General features: G+C 48.5%; 23 protein-coding genes. All 23 read left to right on the top strand.

Annotated elements, in window-relative coordinates:
- The first annotated feature begins 7 nt into the window (after positions 1 to 7).
- The 23 genes from gspG (at position 8) to PG892_RS12820 (ending at position 25,898) form a co-directional block, all read left to right on the top strand.
- A complete protein-coding gene (gene gspG / locus PG892_RS12930; RefSeq protein ID WP_005302859.1) occupies positions 8 to 442 on the top strand; it encodes a type II secretion system major pseudopilin GspG in 435 nt (144 codons plus the stop codon).
- Positions 443 to 444: 2 nt separating this feature from the next.
- Positions 445 to 816 carry a prepilin-type N-terminal cleavage/methylation domain-containing protein gene (locus PG892_RS12925; RefSeq protein ID WP_060586791.1) on the top strand — a complete coding sequence of 124 codons (372 nt, stop codon included), beginning with the start codon at positions 445 to 447 and terminating at the stop codon, positions 814 to 816.
- A complete protein-coding gene (locus PG892_RS12920; protein ID WP_270825475.1) occupies positions 810 to 1,232 on the top strand; it encodes a type IV pilus modification PilV family protein in 423 nt (140 codons plus the stop codon). Before PG892_RS12925 ends, PG892_RS12920 begins: the two co-directional genes overlap by 7 nt.
- A complete protein-coding gene (locus tag PG892_RS12915; protein WP_270825474.1) occupies positions 1,222 to 1,824 on the top strand; it encodes a PulJ/GspJ family protein in 603 nt (200 codons plus the stop codon). The genes PG892_RS12920 and PG892_RS12915 overlap by 11 nt, the downstream gene beginning before the upstream one ends.
- The gene (locus PG892_RS12910; RefSeq protein ID WP_270825473.1) at positions 1,814 to 2,851 is read left to right on the top strand and encodes a general secretion pathway protein GspK; all 1,038 of its coding nucleotides are present in this window, start codon (positions 1,814 to 1,816) and stop codon (positions 2,849 to 2,851) included. Before PG892_RS12915 ends, PG892_RS12910 begins: the two co-directional genes overlap by 11 nt.
- The gene (locus tag PG892_RS12905) at positions 2,778 to 3,797 is read left to right on the top strand and encodes a hypothetical protein (RefSeq protein ID WP_270825477.1); all 1,020 of its coding nucleotides are present in this window, start codon (positions 2,778 to 2,780) and stop codon (positions 3,795 to 3,797) included. Before PG892_RS12910 ends, PG892_RS12905 begins: the two co-directional genes overlap by 74 nt.
- Positions 3,797 to 4,393: a hypothetical protein gene (locus PG892_RS12900; protein ID WP_270825472.1), complete on the top strand. Its 597-nt coding sequence runs from the start codon at positions 3,797 to 3,799 to the stop codon at positions 4,391 to 4,393. The genes PG892_RS12905 and PG892_RS12900 overlap by 1 nt, the downstream gene beginning before the upstream one ends.
- Positions 4,375 to 4,860, top strand: a complete 486-nt coding sequence (locus PG892_RS12895; protein ID WP_270825471.1) for a hypothetical protein — start codon at positions 4,375 to 4,377, stop codon at positions 4,858 to 4,860. Before PG892_RS12900 ends, PG892_RS12895 begins: the two co-directional genes overlap by 19 nt.
- A complete protein-coding gene (locus tag PG892_RS12890; RefSeq protein ID WP_270825470.1) occupies positions 4,857 to 7,058 on the top strand; it encodes a secretin N-terminal domain-containing protein in 2,202 nt (733 codons plus the stop codon). Before PG892_RS12895 ends, PG892_RS12890 begins: the two co-directional genes overlap by 4 nt.
- A 631-nt stretch (positions 7,059 to 7,689) precedes the next feature.
- Positions 7,690 to 9,120: a hypothetical protein gene (locus PG892_RS12885; protein ID WP_270825469.1), complete on the top strand. Its 1,431-nt coding sequence runs from the start codon at positions 7,690 to 7,692 to the stop codon at positions 9,118 to 9,120.
- A 111-nt stretch (positions 9,121 to 9,231) separates the two neighbouring features.
- Positions 9,232 to 9,966: a class I SAM-dependent methyltransferase gene (locus PG892_RS12880; protein ID WP_223916209.1), complete on the top strand. Its 735-nt coding sequence runs from the start codon at positions 9,232 to 9,234 to the stop codon at positions 9,964 to 9,966.
- A 23-nt stretch (positions 9,967 to 9,989) separates the two neighbouring features.
- Positions 9,990 to 11,381: an ABC transporter ATP-binding protein gene (locus PG892_RS12875; protein ID WP_270825468.1), complete on the top strand. Its 1,392-nt coding sequence runs from the start codon at positions 9,990 to 9,992 to the stop codon at positions 11,379 to 11,381.
- 3 nt (positions 11,382 to 11,384) lie between these two features.
- Complete coding sequence (locus tag PG892_RS12870; protein WP_270825467.1) at positions 11,385 to 12,632, top strand: sulfotransferase family protein; 1,248 nt, start codon at positions 11,385 to 11,387, stop codon at positions 12,630 to 12,632.
- A gap of 8 nt (positions 12,633 to 12,640) precedes the next feature.
- On the top strand, positions 12,641 to 14,845 hold the full coding sequence (locus PG892_RS12865) for a glycosyltransferase (RefSeq protein ID WP_223916215.1): 2,205 nt from the start codon (positions 12,641 to 12,643) through the stop codon (positions 14,843 to 14,845).
- A 193-nt stretch (positions 14,846 to 15,038) separates the two neighbouring features.
- Complete coding sequence (locus PG892_RS12860) at positions 15,039 to 16,466, top strand: glycosyltransferase family 39 protein (protein WP_270825466.1); 1,428 nt, start codon at positions 15,039 to 15,041, stop codon at positions 16,464 to 16,466.
- Positions 16,467 to 16,481: 15 nt separating this feature from the next.
- A complete protein-coding gene (cysD, locus tag PG892_RS12855) occupies positions 16,482 to 17,375 on the top strand; it encodes a sulfate adenylyltransferase subunit CysD (protein ID WP_005349892.1) in 894 nt (297 codons plus the stop codon).
- A 1-nt stretch (position 17,376) separates the two neighbouring features.
- The gene (cysN, locus tag PG892_RS12850; RefSeq protein WP_270825465.1) at positions 17,377 to 18,783 is read left to right on the top strand and encodes a sulfate adenylyltransferase subunit CysN; all 1,407 of its coding nucleotides are present in this window, start codon (positions 17,377 to 17,379) and stop codon (positions 18,781 to 18,783) included.
- On the top strand, positions 18,780 to 20,507 hold the full coding sequence (locus PG892_RS12845) for an SLC13 family permease (protein ID WP_223916221.1): 1,728 nt from the start codon (positions 18,780 to 18,782) through the stop codon (positions 20,505 to 20,507). The genes cysN and PG892_RS12845 overlap by 4 nt, the downstream gene beginning before the upstream one ends.
- A 12-nt stretch (positions 20,508 to 20,519) precedes the next feature.
- A complete protein-coding gene (cysC, locus tag PG892_RS12840; RefSeq protein ID WP_223916223.1) occupies positions 20,520 to 21,131 on the top strand; it encodes an adenylyl-sulfate kinase in 612 nt (203 codons plus the stop codon).
- Positions 21,132 to 21,136: 5 nt separating this feature from the next.
- Positions 21,137 to 21,931 (top strand): glycosyltransferase family 2 protein, encoded by a 795-nt coding sequence (locus PG892_RS12835; protein WP_223916225.1) that lies wholly within the window; start codon positions 21,137 to 21,139, stop codon positions 21,929 to 21,931.
- Positions 21,931 to 22,881 (top strand): UDP-glucose 4-epimerase family protein, encoded by a 951-nt coding sequence (locus tag PG892_RS12830; protein ID WP_270825464.1) that lies wholly within the window; start codon positions 21,931 to 21,933, stop codon positions 22,879 to 22,881. Before PG892_RS12835 ends, PG892_RS12830 begins: the two co-directional genes overlap by 1 nt.
- Before the next feature lie 153 nt (positions 22,882 to 23,034).
- Positions 23,035 to 23,916, top strand: a complete 882-nt coding sequence (locus PG892_RS12825) for an MraY family glycosyltransferase (protein WP_270825463.1) — start codon at positions 23,035 to 23,037, stop codon at positions 23,914 to 23,916.
- On the top strand, positions 23,913 to 25,898 hold the full coding sequence (locus PG892_RS12820; RefSeq protein WP_270825462.1) for a polysaccharide biosynthesis protein: 1,986 nt from the start codon (positions 23,913 to 23,915) through the stop codon (positions 25,896 to 25,898). The genes PG892_RS12825 and PG892_RS12820 overlap by 4 nt, the downstream gene beginning before the upstream one ends.
- Positions 25,899 to 26,521: the final 623 nt, after the last annotated feature.

The following is a 26,521-nucleotide window of genomic DNA, read 5'->3' as shown; positions in this document are numbered from 1 at the left end:
ACTCTCCATGCAATCCCAACGTTTCTCCCGCCATCAAGGCGGTTTTACCCTGATCGAGCTCTTGGTCGTGCTGGTTATTCTGGGCATGCTGGCCGGTTTGGTGGGCCCGCGCCTCTTCTCCAACGTGGATAAATCCAAAGTCAAGACGGCAGAGACTCAGGTCAAGATGCTGCGCGGGGCCTTGCAAACCTATCGCCTGGATGTGGGGAGTTATCCCACTACAGAGCAGGGCCTCGTCTCTCTGATGAAGGCTCCTGCCGATGTGCCGAGCTGGCAGGGACCCTATCTGGAAGATCAACTGCCCAAAGATCCCTGGGGCCGTGACTACGTCTACAAGAGCCCAGTCAGCAACCTGCAAGGTTTCGCCCTCTACTCCCTCGGTGCCGATGGCAAGGAAGGGGGGGACGGTATGGATGCAGAAGTCGGCATATTGGAGAAGTAAGCATGCCGCAACGGGGTTTTACCCTGCTTGAGCTGCTTGTGGTACTGGTGCTGGTGGGCATGATAACGGGGATGGTTGGTCCCCGTTTTATCGATCTCGCCGAACGTCTGCGTCATCGCAATGAGTGGCAGACACTGCAGCAACGCATCAATGGTTTGCCAATGGAAGTGCAACTGACCGGACGACCCATGGCGTTGCAGGCGTTGCCATTGACACTACCGGCTGGCTGGCAGCTCAAAACGGAGCGACCGGTACGCTATCTGCCCAATGGCGTTTGCCTCGGCGGGCAATTGCAGCTGCTGCAAGGCGACGAAGTGAAGCGTCGGATCGCGCTCACTCCTCCCTATTGCCAATGGGAGGGCCGGGCATGGTGAAGCAGCAAGGTTTTTCGTTGCTCGAGGCCATCGTCGCCTTGACCATACTGGCCGGTGCATCGATGGCGCTGTTTGGGTGGATTGGTGCGAGTATCAATCAGCTGCAACGAGCAGAACAGTACACCAAGATTGCCCCGGCAGTGGATAGTTGCGTTTCTTTTTTGAGCAGAGCCAATCTCTCGGCCCAGTCGACCGGTGTGTGTGAATATTCCGGTGTTACGATTCGTTGGCAGAGTTCATCGATAGAGATGAATGCCACAAAAATGGGTGAGATGGGCGGAAGCAACTTCTTTGTGAGTCTGTATGAAGTTGCTCTTACCCCTTCCATCGGTTCGCGTACCTACCAGAGTTATTCTACTCGGATCGTTAACTTTGAACTGAAGCCCGGAGTAGGGGATGTCATGAATGCGTTTTAATCCAAATTTGCAACGAGGCTTAACTCTATTAGAGCTCTTGGTCACGATGGCAATCCTTGGGTTGGTAACTGCGTTGTTGTTCCAAGGTTTAAACAGTGCATTGGTGACCTATCAGCGTGTGCAAAGTCGCCAGTGGACCGAAATGCCAGTGTATTTATCTAACAAATGGTTACAAAGTTCACTGGCAGGTGTTCAGGTCGACAGCAATGAAGAACGTCAGTTTTTAGGCTCATCGCAGACGATTAAAGCGGTCAGTCACACACCATTAGTCGGTGACAGTGGTGAGACTCAACCAATTGAATGGCGCTTATCGAAAGATAGCAACAATAAGCTCGTCCTGTCTTATTCTCAGATTGGGTTGGAATGGCCAATCATGAGGTGGCCAGAGGGTTCCGAGGGTGAGTTTTCTTATTATTTCAAAGGTGAGGCCTCTACCCGATGGCCTGCAATAACATCACCACCACATAATTCATACCTGAAAAAGCCGGATGCAATATCGCTAAAAGTAGTGAACGGGGGGGCGATATTGTTTGAGATTCTTGTAGATATGCCGAACCGAACCTACCCCAGAGGGGACTATCGTGATCTCTAACGCTCGGCTTGAACATGAAAAAATGGAAAGAAGCAGCAGAAGGGATGATGGTTTTGTCCTCATTTCTGTGCTTGGACTATTAATTGTACTTTCATTAGTTGCGGCATTTGTTAGTGCATATAGTCAACAGCGTATCGAGGTAGCCGAAAAGATAAAGCAGGACATCCAATTAAGACTGGATGAAAAGGCAACCCTGTCGACCTTGCTTCATTTGTTCTCTACAAGGCAACCAACATATGGTTCTTTGAAACTTCAGGAGTCTGCATCGCCCACCATGATGAATACTGATGGGCTACTTATGGCGCTTGATAATAGAGTTTATCAAGGCATAGGGGCGATTCAATTTTCATTGGCGGATGAGAGCAGTCTGTTGGGGCTCATTGACCCTGACAGAGATCGTTGGACTGCCTATTTACAGTCAATCGATGTGAACTTTTCCGTCGCTAATAATTTTCTTGATCAACTCCAGGACTATACAGATAAAGATGATCTGAGACGATTAAATGGCGCTGTGGAAAGTGACTATGTCAATGCGGGAATGACGTTGCCTTCACATCGTTTCATGGTTTCACCTGGGCAAGTTTTCAACTTGTTGAGTGCGCCACAATGGAAGGGGTGGTTACATGCATCAATGCCCTATATCACAGAAACATCTGGGCAGGTCATCAACTTAAATACCATGCCTAGAGCATTACTTGCCACTCTTCCTGGTATTGGAGATGAGCTGGCGAAGCAGATCGTGACGGAAAGAGAAAAAAAACCATTTCAGAATCTACCAGATGCAAATCAGCGATTGGGAGCGATTTTACCTCTGGATGCACTTTCAACAAGATTCTATTTCGATAACTATATTCGAGTGATTTTTCGTCGCTCGGATATGCAATGCAGACAACAGCGATGGGTTGGGATATCATTATCGCCTGATTCTATCGTAGTGCCTTGGGAAGTCAGTTATGCTTTCGATTACACGGATAACCAACCATGTCAGGCATCTTCAAAGCTGGATTTTAAACCATTTTTCCACTAGGCAATGGTTGGTCACTCGGTCTCAGATTGATGAGGTTCAATTACCTGGATTACGTTCAAGAGTGATCGTCTGTCGCTCGCTGTCCCTCTATTATCATCTGGATTTTTCGAAGGTGCCCACGGCCAAGCGTGGGAAGGCATTGAACCAGAGAGTTGAGCTAATAACCCCATTTCAGGAAACGGGCTTTTATGCCATCTGGAAAGGTGCCAGTGCTATGGTGTGGCTCTGGGATAAATCTGCGCTCTTAGCTCGTTTGCCTGAGGCCGCCACGATTCCTTGCATACCCGATTCGATACTTGTACCCGAAGAGGATTCTACCGAGCGAATGATCGAGAATTTGGAAGGTGCCGAATCTCAGTCATGGGAAAATGGGGTATTAATTGGTTCCAAGTGGGTTCCACTTGGGGGCGGTGGTATTGCACTCGACCGGTTGGCTCCAACGCCATTGCAGCCTCGTGAGAAGCAATGGTTGATTGATGTGGGCATGTTGTTGGTGACTATGGCTCTCATGCTCAGTATGCTACTACAAAGTGGCGCCATCATGGATCTATGGCGAAAGGGTCAAATGTTAGAAACGCGTTTGGCCGAGCAAGAAGAAGGCGGACTATTACAGCAGCATGCGCGCCAGCGTGCATATCAGGCTAAGGCTCAATATGTCGCCAGGGAGAGGCTCAGTAGCACGAGTCAACATGACCTGATCAATGCCGTTCTGACTACATTACCAGCGCACACAGGCCGCGTGGAACGCTATGACTATCAGGGCGGGTTGTTGCGGCTACGATTAGTGGATAAAAAACCTGAGCCGCGTGAGTATGTGCAGCGAATAGATAAGCTTCGTGCAGGTGGTTTTATCCTTAGCGGAACCCAGGTTCAGATCAATGGTGATGGTAATACAATAACACTGACCGCTAATGTCAGACCCTCTGTGGATAGGATGAAAGAGTAATGATAACTAAGTCCTGGATGATAAATGAATGGCAAAAAACCAAGGAGCAGCTGTCAGAAAACAATCGTCTGCGCTGGGCTTGTTGGTGTGTCATTTTAATATTCTTGTTATGGATTAATTTATTGCTCTCTGATTCACGGGGTGAATTGAAAGAGTCTCTTGCAAAAAAATATAGCGAGTGGAATGACCAGCAGAGTTTAGTCGGGGAGAGTCAATGGCCGGAAAGACTCAGTCAGGCGAGAAAAGCGATTGACGTTCAGGGAAAACGCTTTGGCATGGCGTCTAGTGAGTCGTTAGCTAGGGCTGACATCCAGACATTCGCGGCAGCAGAGGCAAAACAACATCACTTGGGCAATGTGTCAATTGAGGTGTCAAGTGCGGCCAAGGTGCAAGCAGACAGTGGATTAATTCCATTGCAGCTTCGGCTAAGTGGGCAGGGTGCTGCTAACCGAGTCTTGGCAATGATAAACGGCCTTGAACAGCATACCCCATCTTATAGAGTTGATAGTATGAATGTTCAACTGCTAAATGAAGATTTGGTGGGATATAATATTATCGCAACCGTATGGTATTTCCCGTGGAAAGTAGAGCAATAGTCAAACGTACTTTGTTTGCAGTATGTGCGGGTTTTTCAGCCCTGGCCGTTGGATTTCTTTGGCCATTAGATATCAATGAATCCAGCTCCAGTTCTTTTACGGATTGGAAATGGCCGGCAGGAGGCCAGTCTTCATCGGTGAGAGTTTCTCCCAAGGTGCTAGCAAGGGTGTGGCCTGTGATTGAAGAGAGTCAATCAACGGGTGATAAGGATGATAAAGCGGTCTCAATGGCATCATGGTTATTGGTGGCCATTGTCAGCCAAGGAGGCGAGCGAAGTGCCCTGCTGCTTGCGCCCGATTTGAAGGTGCATAAGGTAACGGTGGGGATGAATTTTGACGGAAATAAACGTGTAGAATCTCTCGGTCAGACCACGCTTGTTTGGCAATCTAGTGATAACCAACAGGGTACAATGGCCCTTTATCCTAACCCGATTCAGAACGAAGACCAGGTAATAACCAAACCATGAAACAACAGAGTCTGCAGATTGACTTCCTCCACTCAACGCGTACAAGTATCCTTCGCTCAGGAACTTGGTTAGCCGTGATGGGCGTATTAAGTGGTTGCGCAATTAACACACAACCGACACCTATCCCATCATCTCCTCTGCGGGAACCTCAGCAGGTTTCTGCGCTTGATGAGTCTTTGCAGGCAGAGCAAACTCAAGATGTTGCTGGCCTTAAAAGAGACAGGTTTGCCATCACACCCGGTGGGTCTCAGCAGGTTCGTTATGTTGAACCGGTTGTAGATAACTTGGGCAAAGGCTTGAGCGGGGATTCAATCAGTGTCAACGTGAACAACTTCCCTCTTCCAGCCTTCATTAATGAAGTATTCGGTAATCGCTTGGGGCTCTCCTTTGTTGTTAGCCCTGAGTTACAAAAGAAAACAGACCTTGTTACATTGCGAATGAGTGAGCCTCAGCCGCTACCCGTTTTATTTAATACTGCCAGAAATGTGTTGGCTGATTATGGCGTGGATATCAAAGAACGTGAAGGTGTGTTGTATTTTCAAGTCGGCTCGAACGTCGCAAATGATGCATTGCCTTTGATAGTCAGTGGTAGTGCCTTGCCGGATGTGCCGATGTCTCATCGACCTGTATTTCAACTGGTGCCAATGAGGGTTGTTAACAGCAACCAGATGCTTTCTTGGCTGAACGAGATGTTTACGGGGTCACCTTTGAGCATCAAGGCGGATGCGATGACCAATACCATCATGCTCCGGGGACCGATTGAGCAAGTGCAAAGTGCAACTGCTGCGATCTCACTGTTTGACCAACCCGCATTAAAAAGCAGCCGTAGTCTTGCTATCAGCCCGGTCTATTCGGATGCTGAGCAGTTAGGGAATGCCTTGATTAAGGTGTTGCAATCAGAAGGTTATGATGTATCTGAAACACCTCCGCTCGGTGGTATCATCGTTCTTAAAATGAAAGAACTGCAGCGTATCATTGTCTTCGCATCTGACACCAAAGTGTTGAGCCATGTCAGACAGTGGGTCGAAATCCTGGATCGGGAATCACAAGAGAAGGTTGAACAGGGGTTGTTCATTTATCAGGTGCGCAATACTCAAGCGGCCGGGATTGCCACCATGTTGGGAGCCTTGGGTTATGGTGCCAATATTCCTTCGACCGGTGTCAATAGCAGTAATACCGTCAGTGCAACCGGCGAAAGTAAGGGGAACGGTTCTTTGGCTGGTGGCGAACAGGCCAAAAATACACCAACCATCATGAGTGGCAATGGTGAACAAGGTAGTGTTGTCGTTGATGCCAATCGTAATTCGCTTATTTTTAAAGGAAGTGGTAAAGAATGGGTAAAAATGAGGCCATTATTGGCCTCATTGGACAAGCCGGTGCCTTCGGTGATGATCGATGTACTGCTTGCAGAGGTCACCCTGAACGATAAAGAGGGGTTGGGAGTCGATTGGCAAAACATCCACACTGATTTTGGCTCTAAAGACTTGATTTTGGGGACCGCGAATGGTCTGGGCAGCACCGGGTTGAATCTGACACTGAATAGTGCAGGTCAGACACGCGCCAAACTCAATGCATTCTATGAAAATAAACAGGCTGTAATTCGTTCCAGTCCCAAGTTGATGGTGCGAAGTGGTGAAGAGGCGCGTATCGAGGTGGGCAATGAAATACCTGTGGTCACGGGTACCAGCCAGTCAACAGAGAACCCGGATGCACCTATCAACAAAACGGTACAATATCGCAAGACCGGGGTAATCCTGACGATCAAACCGACAGTTCAAGCGAGCGGTGTGGTCGATTTGAGTGTCAGCCAGGAGCTTTCAGAACAGGCTGATAACTCGAGCAGTACCGAGACCTTGAGTCCAACGATCATGAACCGTAAAGTTGAAACTGCCTTGACTCTGCGCGACGGTGGCTCAGTGATGTTGGCGGGACTGATCTCAAGCACCAAAGGGGAGGGGGATACCGGCGTTCCCTTGCTAGGGGATATTCCCTGGATTGGTAGCCTGTTCAAATCCAAGAGTAATAGTGAGAATCGCACCGAGCTGGTTGTGATGATCATCCCGTATGTGATCCGTGATTTTAATGAGGCGCAAAGCCTGACAGAGCGATATCAACAACAACTTGAACTTAACAATGCCCCCACTCTCAAGCGCCGTTACCTGCCGGGGTTGGCCCCCGAAGGGGCGATAGGAGAGTAATTATTATCGAATAACCCGATCGTTTTTAGCGGAGCCTTGTGCTCCGCTTTTTTTTGCCCGTTTTTTGCTAGATATGGCTCATCCGGCTAGCCCCTCCTACAGTGGAACCTTTTGTCGCATGCAGTGAGGGTAGTCATGGCCATTGAGCTGATAGGTTGGCCCTTAATGACGCCGTTTGTGTGGGGCGGGGGCTTTTTTGGTTGTTTGGTGAGCAGTGGTTAATCTTGTTTTTGTCAATAACGCAACAGTAATAATTGATCGTGGCGGAGACATACAACACCCAGAGAGTCGATGGATGCTCATTGCCGCGGGCGCAAAGTAGTAGAGGTGTGGTGTCTAACGCAACTCTTGTTGCTGTTTTTATCATCAGTCTGGTGTCATACGGGGTCGTTTCTTTGTGATTTTTTTCACGCTTTGGTGCGTTTGGCGCTTTTCTAGGCGCATAAAGGGTTGAGAGGGCTTGATTATTTTAGTGCGACAGATATGATCAACGGGCTTTTAAGCAACAGAGGCTCGTCTTTTCTTTGTGTGATACATCTTTCCGGAAAAGGGGCATGCAGTAGAAAAGCAGGTTTCGTCTTACCTGAGGGTGCTCGGGTTAAACTAGTTTAATTTTTGGAGAATGATTCTAATGAAAAAGTCACTGATTGCACTGGCCATTGCTGGTCTGAGCTTCAATGCCGCGGCGGTAAACCTCGATGACGCAGCAAAAGACCAAGTTGCTAACTTGTTCGCCAAAGAGCAAGCGTTCACTGCAAATACTGCCGTTGGCGTTGCTCCTGCTCCCTCCGCATCCCCCGCTGTTCCTGGCACCAAGCTGGTTGACGTGAAGGCTGGTTTTGCCCTGACCACTCCGTACGTACGTTTCGATCTGTCCAACGGTGCCAAGTTCTCTGGTGTCCCGGCACTTAAAGGTCTTACTGCGCTCGAAGACGGTAAGGGTGCTTGGTCTCTGGCTTCTGGTGGTGACGGTCAATCCTTCGCTATCTTCAACATCGCTGGTGGTACCACCGCAGCCCAAGCTCTCGAGCTGAGAGGTCAAGTAACTGTAGCCAACCAAGCTGACACTAATGTTGAGTACAACATCTACGAAACTGCTGCAAACGCAGTGAACAAGACCAACAGTCTGGTGACTGGCAAGCAGGGTACCCTGATTTCCTTCGTTCCAGTACTGAAAGTATCTGCTGCCCAGTCCGCTGGTATCAAGAAGATCGACATCACCTCTACTTCCGAAAGCAAGAAGTTCGAGGGCGGTGTTACTGCCACCGATTTGGTCGACCTGAAAGTTGCTCTGAGCCAGACTGGTATCATGAAGCAAGACGGTACTGCGATCACTGCGGTTACTGACGTTGTAAGTGCCTCTTCTTGGAAGCTGGATGGTAACTTCAAGCCTGTTTCCTCTATGACAGAGAAGGGTACTCCTGCCAATGTCTTCACCATCGCTGCTGACAAGCAGTCTGCCACTCGTAACAACGTTACTCTGGTTGACTCAGTGGTTTATACCGTAAACGGTACTGACACTATCCCAGAAACTACTGTCAAGGCTACCTATACTGTTGTTACCCCTGTCGCTGGCTTCACGTTTGCCCCTGTTGTTGTCGAAAACGCTGCAGTGCTGAAGAAAAATGGCTCCACTGCTGAAGTTGAGATGGCTCTGAACCCGAACGGCGCATACAACAACTTCGTTCGTATCACCAACAAGACCGCTACCAAGGGTGCAGTCGCCATTACAGTGATCGACGATGCTGGTAACAGCAAGCAAACTACTCTGGCTGCCATTCTCGGCGCCGACAAGGGTGAGCTGGCTGCACGCGCCTCTACCGCTCAGATCGATATCAAAGATATCGCCGCTGCCGCCGGTGTTGCCGCTGACTACACTGGCAAGCTGCGTCTGGTGGTTGATGCTCAGGTTCCTGTTTTGGCTGGTCTGAACAGCACTTCCGGAACTGCTACTGATGGTTCTGTGACTGCTACCACCACTCGTACCGATGTAGTATCTGGTATTGCGGTACAAGTGTACGCTGCTCACAAGACCAACGGTGTACTGACCCTGCTGAAGTAATTCAGTCTGGTTCTTGAAAATGGGCAGCCTTGGCTGCCCATTTTTTTTGCTTGACCCTTATCCCCTCTCTCGTTAGGGTGCGAGGGTTTTTGTCTTATTGGGAGTGGCAAGATGTTTTCTCGCTTTAAACGCAAGGTGGTGACCACCGACACCGGGATTGGGCTGGCGCCTGGCAGTGAGCACTACCGCGCCTATGTCGGCCCTGCCGAAGATTATGATCTGGTCTCAGCCATGGTGTTCAATTTGCTGACCTGCGCCGGTTTGCGCCAGCATCATACTTTGCTCGATGTTGGCTGCGGCTCATTACGCCTGGGGCGTTTGTTGATCCCCTATCTCAATGCCGGTCATTATGTCGGGGCTGAACCGAATCGCTGGCTGGTCGAACAGGGAATTGAGCAGGAAATAGGCCGTGATATGGTCAGGATCAAGCAGCCCCGTTTTACCTATGCGGCCAATCTTCAAGCCTTTGAGCAGCCTTTGGGGCTCGATTTTGTGGTGGCGCAATCTATTTTCAGCCATACCTCGTTATCGCTGATGCGTGGCTGGTTGAGTGAATTGGCGCAACATATGAAGCCGAGCGGAGCCCTTTTTGCGACGTTTCTGGTGGCCGATGAGGACTTTACCGGCGAAGGGTGGATTTATCCCGGCTGTGTCTCGTTTCGTCCCGAAACGGTGGCGGCCCTGGCGGCAGAATATGGTTTTGAGTTGTTGATGCTGGACTGGGCTCACCCACGTCAACGCTGGGCGATGTTTGCTCGTCCTGAATTTGATCGTTCGCTGCTGGCCGATGGTGCGTTGCACTGGAACCGTGTTGTGAGTCAGGAACTGTCTCGTCACACATCCTGAAACTGCTGGCAGAGCAGGATCTGATGCGTATAATCGCCTGCTTGTTATCTCATATTCGGATTGCTTTGATGACAAAATCCTGCTGTTTGTCGATAAATGCCTTGTCAAAAACTTACAAGGTATTTGCTTCACCTGTCCAGCGTTTGTTGGATCTGCTCGGATGGGGTGGCCGTTATACGCATCATCCAGCCCTGCTCCCCATTACGTTTTCCCTTGCCAAAGGAGAGACGGTGGCAATCGTGGGGGCAAATGGTTCCGGTAAATCGACGTTACTGCAACTTATCTGTGGTACCTTGACCCCTTCCGGTGGCGATATCGTTCGTCACGGACGTATTGCTGCATTGCTGGAGCTGGGGGCTGGTTTTAATCCAGAATTCAGCGGGCTTGAGAACATTTATCTTAATGCCAGTATCAACGGGATGAGTCGTGCCAAGACCGAGGCTATGTTGCCAGCGATACTGGAGTTTGCCGATATAGGTGAACATGTCTATCAGCCGGTCAAGACCTACTCGAGTGGTATGTATGTCCGCCTTGCCTTTGCTGTTGCGATTCATGTAGAACCTGACATTCTCATTATCGATGAAGCTCTTGCGGTGGGAGATGAAGCGTTCCAGCGCAAGTGCTTTGCCCGATTGCGTGAGATGCAGAGCCAAGGCGTCTCCATCCTCTTTGTTTCTCATTCGGCAGAGTCAGTTGTGTCGTTATGCGATCGGGCCTTGCTACTCGATCACGGCCAATTGCTGTTTGATGGCGAGCCAAAACAGGCTGTCGGGTTGTATCAGAAGTTGCTCTATGCCCGCCCTGAGCAGCGGGATGAGGTTCGCCAGAGTATATTGCTGCAATCTACCTCCGTTGCCACAACACCTGTTTCTGACGATGAGATTGCATCGGAACCGCAGCATGAGCATCCTTGCCATCCTGATTTTTTTATTGAAGGGTTGGTGGCACAGAGTACTGATTATGTCGAGAACGGGGCCTCTATCGATAATCCCATGTTACTTGATGAACATGGGTTCAGAGTAAATCTGCTTCATAAGGGAAATCGTTACCGCTATCGGTTCGAGATTGGACTCCATCATGATGTGGATAACTTTTTCTACGGTACTTTGGTGAAGAGGGTTGATGGTGTTTCAATCGGTGGTGTGAGTAGCGCTCCGCCCCAGCAGGCTAGTGGTGTTTCGCTTCGTGCCGGTACCAAACTGACGGTGGAGTGCGAGTTCAAACTCTGCCTTAATGCCGGAACCTATTTTATGAATGCCGGTGTATATGGTGACACGCCCGAATATAGCGGGTTCCTGGCACGAAAGCTTGATGCTTTGGTCTTCAAGGTATTGCCCAATCCAGCCGAGACAGCAACCAGCTATGTGGATTTGGGCTTTCGCTGCAGAACAGTGTCACGGGTTACAACGGGGTGATGGATGATGGAAAATAAAACTCGGCGTTGGATCCTCGTGCTCGGTATGCACAGAAGCGGTACCAGCGCTATTGCTGGCGCACTTGCTCATAATGGCATTGCTTTTGGTGACTCTTTTATTGAGTTACAGGGTGATGTAAATGAAAAGGGCTTTTGGGAGCATGCTGAGCTGGTTGCTATCAACGAGGCATTGCTGAAAGAGCTTGGTGCTGCTTGGTTTGATCCCTTTTCATTAATGACCCAATTTGAACAAGGCTGGCGGCCCAGTGATGCTCTGTTTGGTCGTATGTGTGCCTTTTTGAGGCACCCGGAGTTTGCTGATGCGCAACAATGTGGGCTGAAGGATCCCCGCTTGTCGGTTTTGTTGCCATGTTGGCAGCAAGCAATGAGCTACATGGGCGATGAGGCTTGTTATTTACTGATGAATCGCGATATGGATCAGGTCGCGCGCTCGCTGCAAAAGCGAGATCAAATGAGCTTGTTGCTAGGACAACTGCTTTGGGGAGAATATACGTTCTCGGCCGAAGCCTATACACGTAACCTGCCTCGTTGCTGGCTTGATTATGAGGCTATGCTGGCTAATCCTGGTGCAGCTTTAGCGCATATTCAGCTTCAACTTTCTTTGTCTACTACCGCGTCTGCTGATTTTATCGATCCTAGTATGCAGCGGCAATTAAGCCGTGGCAGCAAAAATTCCCGCGTTACTTCACTGAATGTTTTGGCGGACAAGATTGCTGCCCATGGAGAACAGATCCTTGAGCATGATTGGTCACACTGGCATGCCCACTATCGTGATGAGCTTGCAAGCGCAGAGCTGTGGTTGCAGACACTTGTTACTGATTTTCGAACTCTCAATACCGCATTAGTTGCCTCCATGCACTTGGGAGAATCCCATTCGCTGGCGTTGGCCACCATAGATCAGCGTGATGAACAACTGGCGTTATTGCAGCAGCAGTTGGGCGTGCTGGGAGAGCAACATGCGATAGCGCTCGATACGCTGAGAGTTCGTGATGCAGAGATCCATCGCCTCAATGAGCAGCTACAGGAAGAGGGAGAGGCGCATGGATACGCCATTCGTATCGTTGAGCAAAGAGATGTGGCGCTCAATCAATGTAACTTGGAAATAGATGCATATAAGCAACGTATCGAAGACATTAGCCAAGTTCTTGAAGAGCAGCAGTTACATCTCAATGCCATCCGTGCACATCCGATGTTGCACTGGTTTATTAATCGTTTTGTTACAAAGTTGTGAGCAAATTCATGTTCGAAATGAAACCCCTCGATATTATCATTCCTGTCTATCGGGGTCTTGACGAGACCAAGGAGTGCATCCTTTCCCTGCTGCCGGGGATGCCCGATTGGGCCAGGCTGATCGTCGTCAATGACTGTTCCCCCGAGCCAGCCTTGACCCAATGGTTGCGTGAGCAGGCCAGCCCCTTGGGATTCGAGCTTTATGAAAATGAGAAAAACAAGGGGTTTGTCGGGACGGTCAATTTTGGTATGGCTCTCCATCCTGACCGTGATGTATTGCTTCTGAACAGTGATGTTGAGGTCGCTAATTCTGACTGGCTGGAGCGGATGCGCTTAGCTGCCTATCGTCATGAACGGGTCGCTAGCCTTACACCTTTTTCCAATAATGCGACGATCTGCAGCTTTCCTCATTTTTGTCAGGATAATGCCCTCTTTGCGGAGCTTGACGTCAATGCATTGGATCGCTTGTTCTCTACCTTGCCTCTTGAAGATGAACTCGTCGAAGTACCGACGGGAGTAGGCTTCTGTATGTATATCCGTCGCGATTGTCTCGATGCTGTCGGTTATTTCGATGAGCAGACCTTCGGTAAGGGCTATGGTGAGGAAAATGACTGGTGTCAGCGTGCCCATAAGCTGGGTTGGAAAAATTATCACCAGCTTAATGTTTTTGCGTACCACAAAGGGGGGGTCAGCTTTCAAGAAGAAGGGGATCCTCGCAAGGCTCGAGCACTTGAGCTACTAAATGCCCTCCATCCTAACTATACCCGTGATGTGATGGCCTTTATTGGGCAAGACCCTGCCAAGCTGGCGCGGATGATGGCCAAGATAAAGTTTGTAGTACAAAGCGGTCTTCCTGTTGTGCTTTCTGTCGCCCATCATCTTGGTGGTGGTGTGGCTCAACATGTTTCCGAGTTGGCCACTCACTATCTCGGTAAAGCCTACTTCCTTCGTTTGACCCCGGGCCAGCAAGAAGGGCACGTCAATCTCTATCTCAGTGCCCTGGAAGACGATAAGAGCGATGCCTTTGTCTTCAATATCCACACCGAATATGAACTGCTTGTGGCTTTCTTGCGTGAGCTTGGCGTCGGGCGTGTGCATTTTCATCATGTCATGGGGCTATCGCCGCGAGCCTGGCTACTGCCCAGCTCGCTCGGTGTGCCATATGATGTGACGATTCATGATTATTACATGATCAATGGCAATCCCACCTTGACGGATAGCTATGGGCAGTTTGTCAGTGATGAGCGCAAGGAGTGGGATGAAGTATGCCGACAAGCTGCGCAGATTGCTGTCTCTGGCAAGGAGTGGCGAAACGGAGTGCTGCCTTTGCTCTCCCGGGCTGAGCGGATCATCTATCCCTGCCGTGATCTCTATCAGCGCTTTAGCCGACTCTATGGTAACGAGAGCGAGCTCTCTGGCAAAGCCGTCGTGGCATATCACCCGGACGCTCAAGATTACCCAATACCCCGGCAGACACATGTAGCGGGTGAACCCTTGCGGGTGCTGATCCTGGGGGCCCTGAGTCGTGAGAAAGGGGCCGACTTGCTCGAACAAGTAGCCTTGCTGTGCGACCCGGCCAAGGTGGAATTCCATTTGCTGGGCTACGGTTATCGTCCCTTGCGCGGCATCGTGAACCATGGTGCCTATAGCTTGTCTCAACTCGATGAGAAGCTGGATAACATTAAACCGCACGTGGTCTGGTTCCCGGCGCTGTGGCCTGAGACCTACAGCTATACGCTCTCCATTGCTCTCGAGCGTTGCTACCCTGTCGTTTGCCCGGATCTTGGCGCCTTTATCGAACGCACACAGGAGCGAGCTCACTCTTCGCTATTGCCCTGGGATATTAAGCCGCTCGATTGTGCCGCCTTCTGGCGAGCGTATGCTCAAGGCGCGGATCTGACCTCATTTGTCGCGACCGTTCAGGATGATGACAGCATCGAACTACGTGAGCATTTCTATGCCGGTGAATATTTGCGCGTTGATCTGGTCGCGCAGTCAACCGATGCTGAAACGTTGGCAAAGATATGGTGTGAAAAGTTGTCACTTGCACCCACAGTCGTGTTGTTGTCGCGTAAAGAGCGCCTTTTACAGCTCTTGTGGAAGGTACGAAATCGCCCCTTCATTGGCTCCCTGGCGCGTCTTATTCCCTTCCGACTACAAAGAGCGATTAAGCGTTTTCTGAGCAGAAGACCGATACATGAGATTGTTAAGTAATTCGGTGTAATGGTGAGATAGTGCGGGAGTGAGCGAAACCAAGATATGCAGTGGCTATCTGAGCCAGCCGATAGAGGAGATCGTTCACCCCGTATATTGAAGACTTGTGGTAACGGTCCGTTTTGTATTCGCGGTTAGAGACCTGCATGCAGAACGGACCATAAATAGGGGTATCCGTTGAATGACAATAAGAATGCGGCGTCTTTGGGATGATAACAGCACTAGCCTGGTCATATTTTATGTACTGGTCATGATATGCGCCATATGGAAAATGATACCCATTCTCAACGAGCGAGGCTTTTGGTCCGACGAGTTATTCACCGCTTCCGTAATTCGCTACCATCCTGTTTTTGATACTCAATATGAGCGAAAGACAGTGCTTCAGATTGAGATGGAGGACAGCTTTCTGACCGTGAAGGCCGGTGAGCAACATCCACCCATGTATGATCTTTCCCTCAAAGCGTGGGCATCGCTCTTCGGTGATTCAGAATATTCACTACGTGGTTTTAATGTCGCTATCATTATGTTAGCGATTTTATTTATTTTGACCGCATGTCGATCGAAGCTAAAAAACAAAACAGAACTGTCTATTATCGCCACCGCGTTGCTTTTGTTATGGCTCCCCGTAACTCAAAGTTATGTGACGCAAGCCAGAAGCTATATGTTTTTCATGATGCTTTCCACTCTCTGTCTCTTGGCATTTACCAAAGTGAAAACTGGGCATGGTAATGAGAGTGTTTGGCGGTATACATTTTATGCTTTAGCGACAGCGTCATTTTTAACCCATTATTATATGGCGGTGTTTATTGGTATCATTTACCTCTCCATTGCGTGGGATGATATAAAAAGAAGGCGTTATTGGCTTCTGGCAATTCCAGTGCCTTTTGTTGTGCTCTGGATATATCTTTCATATCACAGTCTTCTTTTCACCGCGAAGGGTGGCGTTGCGTGGTCTCAATTATCATACACTCAGTCCCTGAGCTCAATGTTGACTATAATGTATGGTTATTTTGGCTGGGGGATTGTTGCCATTGCACTATCTGCCGCCTATGTTTTTTTGAAAAAAAAGCACACTGAGCAATACATTGTCATCGCTATCTTACTGTCAATCGCTGTGTTGGCCTTTGTCTGCAAAAAATCAGGAATTCTCCATCCACGCCACTTTATCTTCATCATTCCTTGGTGCATCTATCTTTTGTTTCATGCACTGTCTAACCTGACAGAAAGAAAAACAGTACTCATACTCGTGGCTTTTCTTATCTCCTGGCTTTCCCCCCCAGCAGATAGTCAGGCTAATGTATATGAAAAAGAAGAGTACAAAGAAGCTGCGAAATTTATATCAGATGGTTATGGTGTTTCAAAGTATAAGATTTTTGCATCTTGGTCACCCAATGAAGCCTATTACAAATATTATCTTGATAACTACATGCATAAGGATGTTGATATTGACATGCTTTCGGCGAGTGGCGATGTAGAGAATGCTTGCCAAGAGATTCGTGATGGCCATGCTGTATTATATGCTCACGGCTCTCATCACGAAATTATTAATGCATTTAAAGCGTGTGCCTTGATATACCAGGAAGTGAAATTCAATGGTATCGTGGTTATCGTTAAGTCTTGATGTGGAGCTTCAGTAATGGAAAATAGTCTTGACCTGTTGGAAAACGAAGCAATCACCATTTTCCGTGAGGTCGTTGCCCTGTTTGAGCATCCAGTGATGCTCTACTCTATTGGCAAAGATTCTTCCGTGTTACTTCATCTGGCACGCAAAGCCTTCTATCCAGGAAAAATCCCTTTCCCATTGTTACATGTGGACACCGGATGGAAGTTTCGCGAGATGATTGAGTTTCGTGACCGGATGGCAGCCCAGTATGGATTCACCTTGTTGGTTCACACCAACAAGGAGGCAAAGGATAAAGGAATTAATCCATTTGACCATGGCTCTTCTTACACCGACATAATGAAAACTGAAGCGCTTAAGCAGGCACTCAATAAATACAAGTTCGATGCTGCATTTGGTGGTGCTCGTCGTGACGAGGAAAAAAGTCGCGCCAAAGAGCGAGTGTTCTCATTTCGTGATGACCAGCATCGTTGGGATCCAAAGAATCAACGCCCGGAACTTTGGGATATTTATAATACACGTATTCATCCGGGTGAAAGTATCCGCGTCTTTCCCTTATCGAACTGGACAGAGCAAGATATTTGGCAGTATATCTATCGCGAGAAGATTGAGATAGTTCCTCTCTATTTTTCGGCTCCCCGCCCGGTTGTGGAGCGAGGAGGAACCCTTATCATGGTGGATGACGACAGAATGCGCCTTCTCCCTGGGGAAACGCCGCAGATGAAAACGGTGCGTTTTCGCACTCTGGGTTGCTACCCACTGACAGGTGCATTTGAGTCAAATGCAGACACGCTACCCGCTATCATTGCTGAGATGCTTCAGGCGAGAACATCGGAGCGGCAAGGACGTTTAATAGATTCGGATCAGTCCGCTTCGATGGAAAAGAAGAAGATGGAAGGATATTTCTAGAATGGCTAAAGAGTTGATGAACAGCGACTTTGATGCATATTTGACATCGAACGAGCAGAAATCACAGTTACGGTTTCTGACTTGCGGTAGTGTCGACGATGGCAAGAGTAGCTTGATAGGCCGATTGTTGCACGACTCAAAGTTGATCTACGATGATCAACTGGCGGCCCTGCAACGAGATTCTCGTAAATTTAATACTACAGACCAAGAAGTGGATCTGGCTCTGTTAGTCGATGGGCTTCAGGCCGAACGCGAGCAGGGAATAACGATTGATGTGGCTTATCGCTATTTCTCTACCGACAAGCGCAAGTTTATCATCGCCGATACTCCGGGCCATGAACAATATACGCGTAATATGGCTACTGGTGCCTCACACTGTGACTTGGCCATCATACTCATTGATGCCAGGTCGGGTGTCAAGCCCCAGACTCGACGCCATAGCTATATCTGTTCGTTGCTCGGAATCAAACATATTATTGTTGCTGTCAATAAAATGGATTTGGTTGAGTATAAGCAGGAATGCTTTGAGACAATATGCTATGACTTCATGACCTTCACCAAAGATCTCAACTTTGTAGAGCCTCAGTTTATCCCTCTATCTGCATTGCGTGGTGACAACGTGGTAGAAAGAAGCTTGGTGATGCCCTGGTATCAGGGCGAAACCTTGCTGACTTTTTTGGAGACCGTTGAGGTGAATCCGCCAGTGAATGGCGCTTTGCGTTTCCCGGTGCAATACGTGAATCGCCCCGATGGAGAATTCAGAGGTTATTGTGGCACCGTCGCTCGTGGCGTTGTTCGAGTAGGGGATTTGGTGCGCGTTTGGCCATCAGGAAAAGAAAGCAAGGTCGAACGTATTGTGACTTTTGATGGAGACCTTCCTTCTGCTGAAACGGGGCAGGCCATTACCTTGACACTCAATGACGACATAGATATCAGTCGTGGTGATGTCATCGTGTCCAATGATGAAAAATGGGAGAATGTGTCTCATGTGAGTGGCATGCTCGTATGGTTACATGAGCAGCCATTACAACCCCATCAACAGTATGAGATTAGAATCGGGACTCGGGTCTTAACAGGTTCTGTGGAGTCAATTGACTACCGCGTTGATGTTAATGACTTTTCACATCATGCAGCGGCTCACCTTCGGCTTAATGAAATTGCGCACTGTAAGATAAAATTTACTCAATCTATACCTGTCGATCTTTACCAGGAGAGCCATAAAACGGGTTCATTTATCATCGTCGACAGGATATCGAACGCCACATTAGGCGCAGGTATGATCAGTGAAATCCCGTCTGCGGAATTTTGGCAAGACTCTAAATTCAGCGAGTTTGAGTTGGAGTTAAATGCGCTGATCAGGAAACACTTCCCACACTGGGATGCGAAAAATATCCGTGAGCTACTATGACATCTGAAGCATTATGGGTTTTGCTTATCTTCATCATCACCCTAGTGGCATTGGCTTATTGGCACCATAGAGCGGAAAAGATATTTGGCTGTACTTTACTCGTGCTTTATATTTCCGGTGCGATTAGTAGTGATGACTTGATCGCCAGTGCAGCAAATCAAGGTCTTGTGACGCTGGTGTTATTGCTTTGTACCGCATTCGTACTTGAGCGGACTTTTTGGCTACAGCGTATCACTAGCTGGATGTTGGCCAGAGGTTTTACCGGAAGTTGGTGGCGCGTTATGCTATCTGCTCTGATGAGTTCTGCCTTTCTTAATAATACGGCAATAGTGTCTATTTTGTTGGGACCCTTGCGAGCGTCCCAACAGCACTCGGGTCGTCGTCTTATCTTACCGATGACTTACGCGGTTTCAATGGGAGGCATGCTGACATTAGTTGGTACTTCAACCAACTTAATTGTTAATACTATGATGCTGGATGCTGGGTTAGAGGGGTTACATCTGCTGGATTTTTTCCCGGTTGGAGTGATCGCCGCTGCGTTAGGCCTGGCCTGGCTATGGATTGCACGTAATCTATTGCCGAATGATAAACTCGATAATGATGCCTTAATGCCCTATCTGTTAGAGGCAAGAGTTTCGGATAACTCCTCAATGATAGGCAAAACTGTGGAACAAGCGGGGTTACGGCATCTTCAACGGCTGTTTCTCGTTGAGATTATCAGAAGGGGCAGTTCTTTGTGCCCCGTTGCTCCTGGAGATAGATTAGAGGCCGGTGATACCTTGTTATTTTCAGGTGATCCAACAGCCGTTGGCCTTCTCTCACGTTTTTCGGGGCTTGATAACTACGCTGAGCGTCACGGTATACAGGGTGATGAGTTAACAGAAGTCCTTGTCTTACCTGACTCACAGCTATCTGGGTGTAAGCTTAAAGACACTGAATTTAGGGCGAAATTTGATGCCGCCGTTGTTGCAATGCGACGCAATGGAGAAACCCTGTCTGGCTCATTGGGTGAAAAGACGCTACAAGGTGGTGATTTTCTTGTATTAGCGACGGGTCTTGACTTCTCCAATCGGAATAATTTGGCCAAAAACTTTCTCATTATTCGTGGCGCTAAACCAACCATCGCATTCAAGCCATTAACTGAATGGCTAATGATAGGTGGTTTTGTATTGGCTATCACACTCTCTGCGTTAGGTTGGGTGTCTCTTCTCAAGGCGATGATCTGTTATTTTGGATTATTGTTATCGACGGGAGTATTAACACTTAATGAGCTGCGCCGGCGATTCCCATTTGGCCTCTGGCTGATCGTTATGGCGGCATTAGCTCTGGCGAAGGCAATGGAGGGAAGTGGTTTGATGGGCTACGTATCGAGTCATGTTAAGGTTGCACTGCAAGATGTGTCACCCTATGTTGCCCTTATAGGAGTATTGCTTGTTACTTGGTGCGTAACCGAGTTGGTCACCAACAACGCCACAGCCGCAATGATGACGCCTGTTGCCCTCGCTGTTGCACAAGGGCTGGATGTTTCTCCATTGCCTTTTGTAATGGTGGTCGCTTATGCATCCAGCTGTAGTTTTATTAATCCATATGCTTACCAGACTAATCTGATGGCATTTCGCGCCGGTGAATACGGGCTTGGTGATTATATCAGACTGGGCTTGCCGCTATCGATATTGTATTTGGTCGCGATTGTATGTCTTGTTCCTCTCATCTTCCCATTTTAGGCAGGGTTTTCTATGAGCAATGATATTACCTGGCATCATCATAAGATAACGGCAGCTCAGCGTGCGGAACAAAAGCATCAGCGGCCAGCCGTATTGTGGTACACAGGGTTGAGCGGTTCAGGAAAATCGACGATTGCCAACTTGGTCGATGAAAAGTTGTACAAGATAGGATGTCACAGTTTTTTACTTGATGGTGATAATGTTCGCCATGGCCTCAATGGAGATCTTGGCTTCAGTGATGCTGACCGTGTAGAAAACATTCGGCGTGTTATTGAGGTTGCATCGTTGATGTCGGATGCAGGTTTACTTGTGCAAACCGCGTTTATATCTCCCTTTGCAGAGGATCGTACTTTAGCAAAAGCTCGCTTGGGCGAGCGAATGATCGAGATTTACGTCGATGCATCGCTGTCAACGTGTGAGGCTCGTGATCCAAAGGGGTTATATCGTAAGGCAAGGGATGGGGCTATTAAAAGTTTCACTGGTATAGATTCCAACTATGATATTCCTAATAACCCCGACATCATTGTCAATACTGTCAATCTGAGAGCAGATGCCTGTGCTCAAGAGATCGTCACGTTTCTGGTGAACAAGGGATGGATCGGAACAGGTCCTGCTGGTGCATAAGTAAAATGTTGACAATTTCTTTAGTTACTTATCATCCAGACTTGGAGCTGTTATCCCGAACGCTTGTCTCTTTACATAAGGCAGTCGAATGGGCCGGGATTAGCGCGAGTCTGAAACTGATAGACAATACGCAGCGGGTATCTGAGCAATTTAGCCAAGCCTGGGTCAATCAATTTTGGCATGGCTCATTCGAGTTGGTAAGGTCTGGGCATAATGCTGGCTTTGGCGCTGCCCATAATCTTTCGTTAGGTCACGATGATGACTATCATCTGATTTTGAATCCGGATATAGAACTTGCCGAGGATGCGCTGGAAAATGCTATCGTCTTCATGGAAAAACACCCTAAGTGTGGCTTGCTTACCCCCTATGCAACATGGGATGGGGGCGTTGTCCAGCGCCTGTGCAAGCGTTATCCGACTGTGTTGGATCTTATTCTGCGTGGTTTTGCACCTCGACGGATAAAAAGAATATTCCATGGTCGGTTATCCAGGTATGAAATGTCCGAACAGCTCAATGGCCAAGATGTACTGTGGGACCCTTTTATTGTCAGTGGCTGCTTTATGCTGTTTCGTTCGGATGTCTTGCATAAATTAAAGGGCTTTGACTCCCGGTTTTTTCTCTATTTTGAAGATTTTGATATCAGTCTTCGGGCAGGGAAATTAAGTAAAATTGCATATGTTCCACAGGTCAAGGTAGTGCACCATGGTGGTCATGCATCGCGCAAAGGTTGGCGGCATATCTGGATGTTTGGGCGCTCTATGGTGACTTTCTTCAATATTCACGGTTGGCGTTGGTGGTAATGTCAGATATCAAAAGTACAGTCTTGGTAACAGGCGCCAACGGATTTGTTGGCAAGGCGGTCTGTGAACACCTGCTGAGTCTGGGTGTGAATGTGAAAGGTGCGGTGCGAAGTCACCCGCTTGCTTCGTATCACATCAACGCTCCCTCTTTGACAGCAGATGCAAACTGGACAACCCAATTACAACAAGTGGATGTTGTCATTCACTGTGCCGCCAGGGTACATGTGATGTCTGATAAGGAAGCAGATCCTCTAACAGCGTTTCGAGCGGTAAACACAATTGGCACATTAAATCTCGCAAACCAGGCCGCAGATGCTGGTGTTAAGCGCTTCATATTTATTAGCTCGATTAAAGTAAATGGTGAGCAGACTGAGCCCGGTAAGCCGTTTGATGAACATGTCCAGAATCCACCACAAGACCCTTATGGCCGCTCAAAATATGATGCAGAGCAAGGGCTGATGGCACTTGCTAAGAAGTGTGGTATGGCTGTCACCATTATCCGGCCTCCTCTTATTTATGGTAAGGGTGTGAAGGCTAATTTTGCCAGCATGTTAAAGATGGTGCATACCGGTTTTCCACTCCCCTTTGCCCGCTTGAAAAATGCACGGAGTTTATTGGCATTACCCAATTTATGCGATTTCATTGCTCGTGCAATAGATCATCCTGCTACCGTGAATCAGATTTTTTTGGTCGCAGATCCAGTTCCTGTTTCGACATCTGAAATGCTGATAACTATTGCTGATGCTGAAGGTGTCCCTTCTCGACTGTTTTATATTCCATCAATTCTGGTAAGAGGGATTGGCCGTTGCTTTGGGATTGATGCCAAATTGCAGCGGATTTATGGCTCTCTAGAAATGGATACAGGCAAGGCTCAGAGGCAGCTACAATGGTCAGCTCCTTATACGTTTTCTCAGGCTTTATCCCTGATGGCATCTTCCAAAAATGAGTAGTTTGTGATGCTGACATTTCCGTTACTTCTAGTTTTATGTTTGTTTTTCTCCACTATCATGACAGGCTTACTTAAGCGCTACGGTCAGAGCCGTCTTCTTGACCAACCCAATCATCGCAGCTCACATCATATACCTACGCCGAGAGGTGGAGGCATGGCGATTGTCGCTACATTTCTGTTGGCTTCTCCTTTTCTCGTCGTGAGCCAGGTGTCGGATTTGTATGGGGTATCATATGGAAGCTTGCTATTGATATGGATTGCAGCACTGGGCATCGCACTAGTTGGTTTTATCGATGATCACCTGTCTCTTGAGCCAAAAACTCGTTTAATTGTCCAGAGTCTTTCTGCTGCATTGGTTGTAGTAGCTGTTGATGGATTGCCAGAGCTGACTTTCTTTGGGTGGCAGCTAAATCTTGCCTGGTTTGGTTATGCGCTGGCATGGTTAGGTGTGATCTGGTTTATCAATCTTTACAACTTCATGGATGGCATCGATGGCCTGGCTGCCGGTGAGGCCGTGACGGTTTGTGTTGTCATGGCATTACTGCATTACCTTTTAGGAAGTGAGTGGCCGTTTGCGAGTTTGACCCTGTTGCTGGGGGCTTCTGCTGCGGGCTTTTTGTGCTGGAATTTTCCACCGGCCAAGATCTTCATGGGAGATGGGGGCAGTGGCTTCCTTGGTATGATGTTCGCATCCCTGATGTTGCTTGATGCAACTTTCGTTCCCCAATTCCTGTGGGCGTGGCTTGTCATGCTCGGCGTCTTTGTCGTTGATGCTACCTGGACTTTACTGAACCGCTATCGTCTCAAATGCCGCCTGAGTGAAGCTCATCGAACTCACGCATTTCAATATGCTGCAAGGCACTGGAAAAGTCATCGTAACGTGACACTGATGGTCCTCTTCATTAATGTGCTTTGGCTTGCACCGATTGCTGCCATGATTGTTGTGGGGTGGCTCGATGGCGTGTTGGGTCTGATTATTGCCTACTTACCGCTAACTTATCTCGCATTTTACCTAAAGGCTGGAGTACCTGAATGAGCACAGATTTTTTGCCGGGGGGTATCTGGTTACTTACATGCCTTGGTTCCTTGTCACGAGCCAGCAAGCGAGCAATATCTGTCGCAGTAGATACATTGTTGATTACCATGGCATATTGGGGGGCATATTGGATCAGGCTTGAACATAGCTGGCCAATCGCAAGCCCCCGTCATTGGGCCCTTTTGTGTGCGATTATTGTTCTAAGCATTAGTGTCTTTGTTCGGCTGGGTTTGTATCGTGCAATCTTGCGATATGTTAGCTTTCGAGTGCTCTGGACAATCTCATTAGGTGCATTTGTTTCAACGAGCTTTTTTGTTATCTCTGCGTTTTACTTCGATATCTTCCTGCCCAGAACCGTATCGGTCATCTATCTCTCATTTTTGGTGTTGATGGTCGGTGGTGTGCGGTTGTTCTTTCGGGCACTGTTGAATACTACTCGTTTGGCGCGTACACAGGTTCTGATCTACGGTGCGGGTTCCTCGGGGCGGCAGTTGCAAGTGGCTTTGTTGCAAGGCAATGAGTTTTACCCAGTTGCCTTTGTGGATGATGATCCAGCCAAACAAGGGTGCGTTATTCAGGGATGTACCGTGTACAACAGTGCTCAGCTCCCCACCCTGATTGATTACCATGGGGTGAAGAAGATCCTGTTAGCCATGCCAAGCAGCACCAGTGCTCGTCGTCAGGAAGTGATCAATGCACTAGAGCCACTATCTTGTGAAGTGCTGTCTATCCCGGGTATGGCCGATCTGGTCAATGGCTCTGCCCGTATTGATCAGCTTAATGAAGTATCCATCGACGATCTGTTGGGTAGAGACCCGGTAGAGCCGGTGGCGACATTGATGGAAGCCAACATCACAGGCAAAGCGGTCATGGTGACGGGGGCTGGGGGCTCCATTGGATCGGAGCTCTGTCGCCAGATCTTGCGGTGCCGGCCATCCACCTTGGTTCTGTTCGAACTGTCTGAATACGCCCTCTATGTCTTGCACAAAAACTTGCGTGAACAGTGCGAACGTGAGGGAATTGAAACAGAGCTGGCTCCGTTACTGGGCTCGGTGCAGCGCCAGCACCGCCTCAAGACGGTGATGCAGAGCTTTCGGATCCAGACTATCTACCATACTGCCGCTTACAAGCATGTGCCCTTGGTCGAGTTCAATATCATAGAAGGGGTACGCAATAATGTATTTGGCACTCTTTATGCTGCTCAAGCAGCCATTGAAGCGGAAGTTGAAACCTTTGTACTGATATCCACTGACAAAGCTGTACGCCCAACCAACACCATGGGGGCCAGCAAGCGCTTGGCCGAGCTCATCCTGCAAGCCTTGACCCGTGAAAAGCACAAAACCCGTTTTTGTATGGTGCGCTTTGGTAATGTGCTCGGATCTTCCGGCTCAGTGGTGCCACTGTTCAGACAACAGATAGACAAAGGTGGGCCTATTACTCTGACTCATCCCGATATCATACGCTACTTCATGACAATACCGGAGGCGGCCCAGTTGGTTATCCAGGCGGGCGCGATGGGGGAGGGGGGCGATGTTTTTGTGCTCGATATGGGGCAGCCAGTCCGGATCATGGAGCTTGCAAAACGTATGATCCGTCTTAGCGGCCTGACGCTTCGCGATGAACTTCGGCCCGATGGCGACATTGCTATTGAGGTAACGGGGTTGCGGCCAGGTGAAAAACTCTATGAGGAATTGTTGATTGGGGATGATGCTAGAGGTACAGAACATCCCAGAATCATGGTGGCGCAAGAATGCTGGCTCCCCTGGTCAAGGCTGCGTCCCTTGCTGGCCTCGCTGGATGACGCCTGTCACCACTTTGATCAACAGAAAGTACGCGACATTCTGATGCACGCCCCTGCTGCGTTCGAACCAACAGACGGTATCTGTGACCTGGTCTGGCTTGCTAAACAACGTGATCTGCCAACAGACAATGTGGTTCCACTTCCTACACACAACATCGATTTTTATATGGAAAATCAATGATGTTCTATTATTACGCGCCTCATCAGACATCTTTTCAATTTAATTTCTGGTTGTTTTTTGAACGATCAAAAACTGATTAGACCAGATTGACTACCCTTTTGAGCAAAGCATAGGTAAAATCGCCGCGCCGATTCAAAATTAATCTTGTATCTTCTTGCGCTTAATAGGCTCAACATGATCATGGTTATAACCATAAAGTAAGCATAACTAGCGTCTCGCTGTCTTGTTTGCAAAGGTGTACAGGATCAGAACGGTCATAAATCTTTGGCAAACTTAACAATATGTGGACTGCGAGCACACTGGGAGCTGTAACTCAGGGGCGGTAGCCAATTTATTGCTTTTTTGAATCGGTTCCTATCTGGGTTGTTACGGTCAATTTTGTCATTAAATAAGTGCTGGCTGCCGTCAGGCAAATTATAAGCAGGTCGTTCCAAATGACGAACCTGATAATTTCAAGGGATGAAACAAAATGGAAACGTCTGGTCTGGTTGCCTTTTTTGGGACCGCGCTGGCTATCGCTTGCTTGCGCCCATTGTCAGCTAAATTATACCAATCGGATTAAACATTAGGTCAGTTTTATCCAATCTCGGCTACAAAGTGACATCACCCGCTCCACATCGGCA

This window comes from Aeromonas sp. QDB68 (assembly GCF_027707405.1).
In the GTDB taxonomy this organism is placed as follows: Bacteria; Pseudomonadota; Gammaproteobacteria; order Enterobacterales; family Aeromonadaceae; genus Aeromonas; species Aeromonas caviae.
This window is presented reverse-complemented; position numbering and strand designations above follow the sequence as displayed.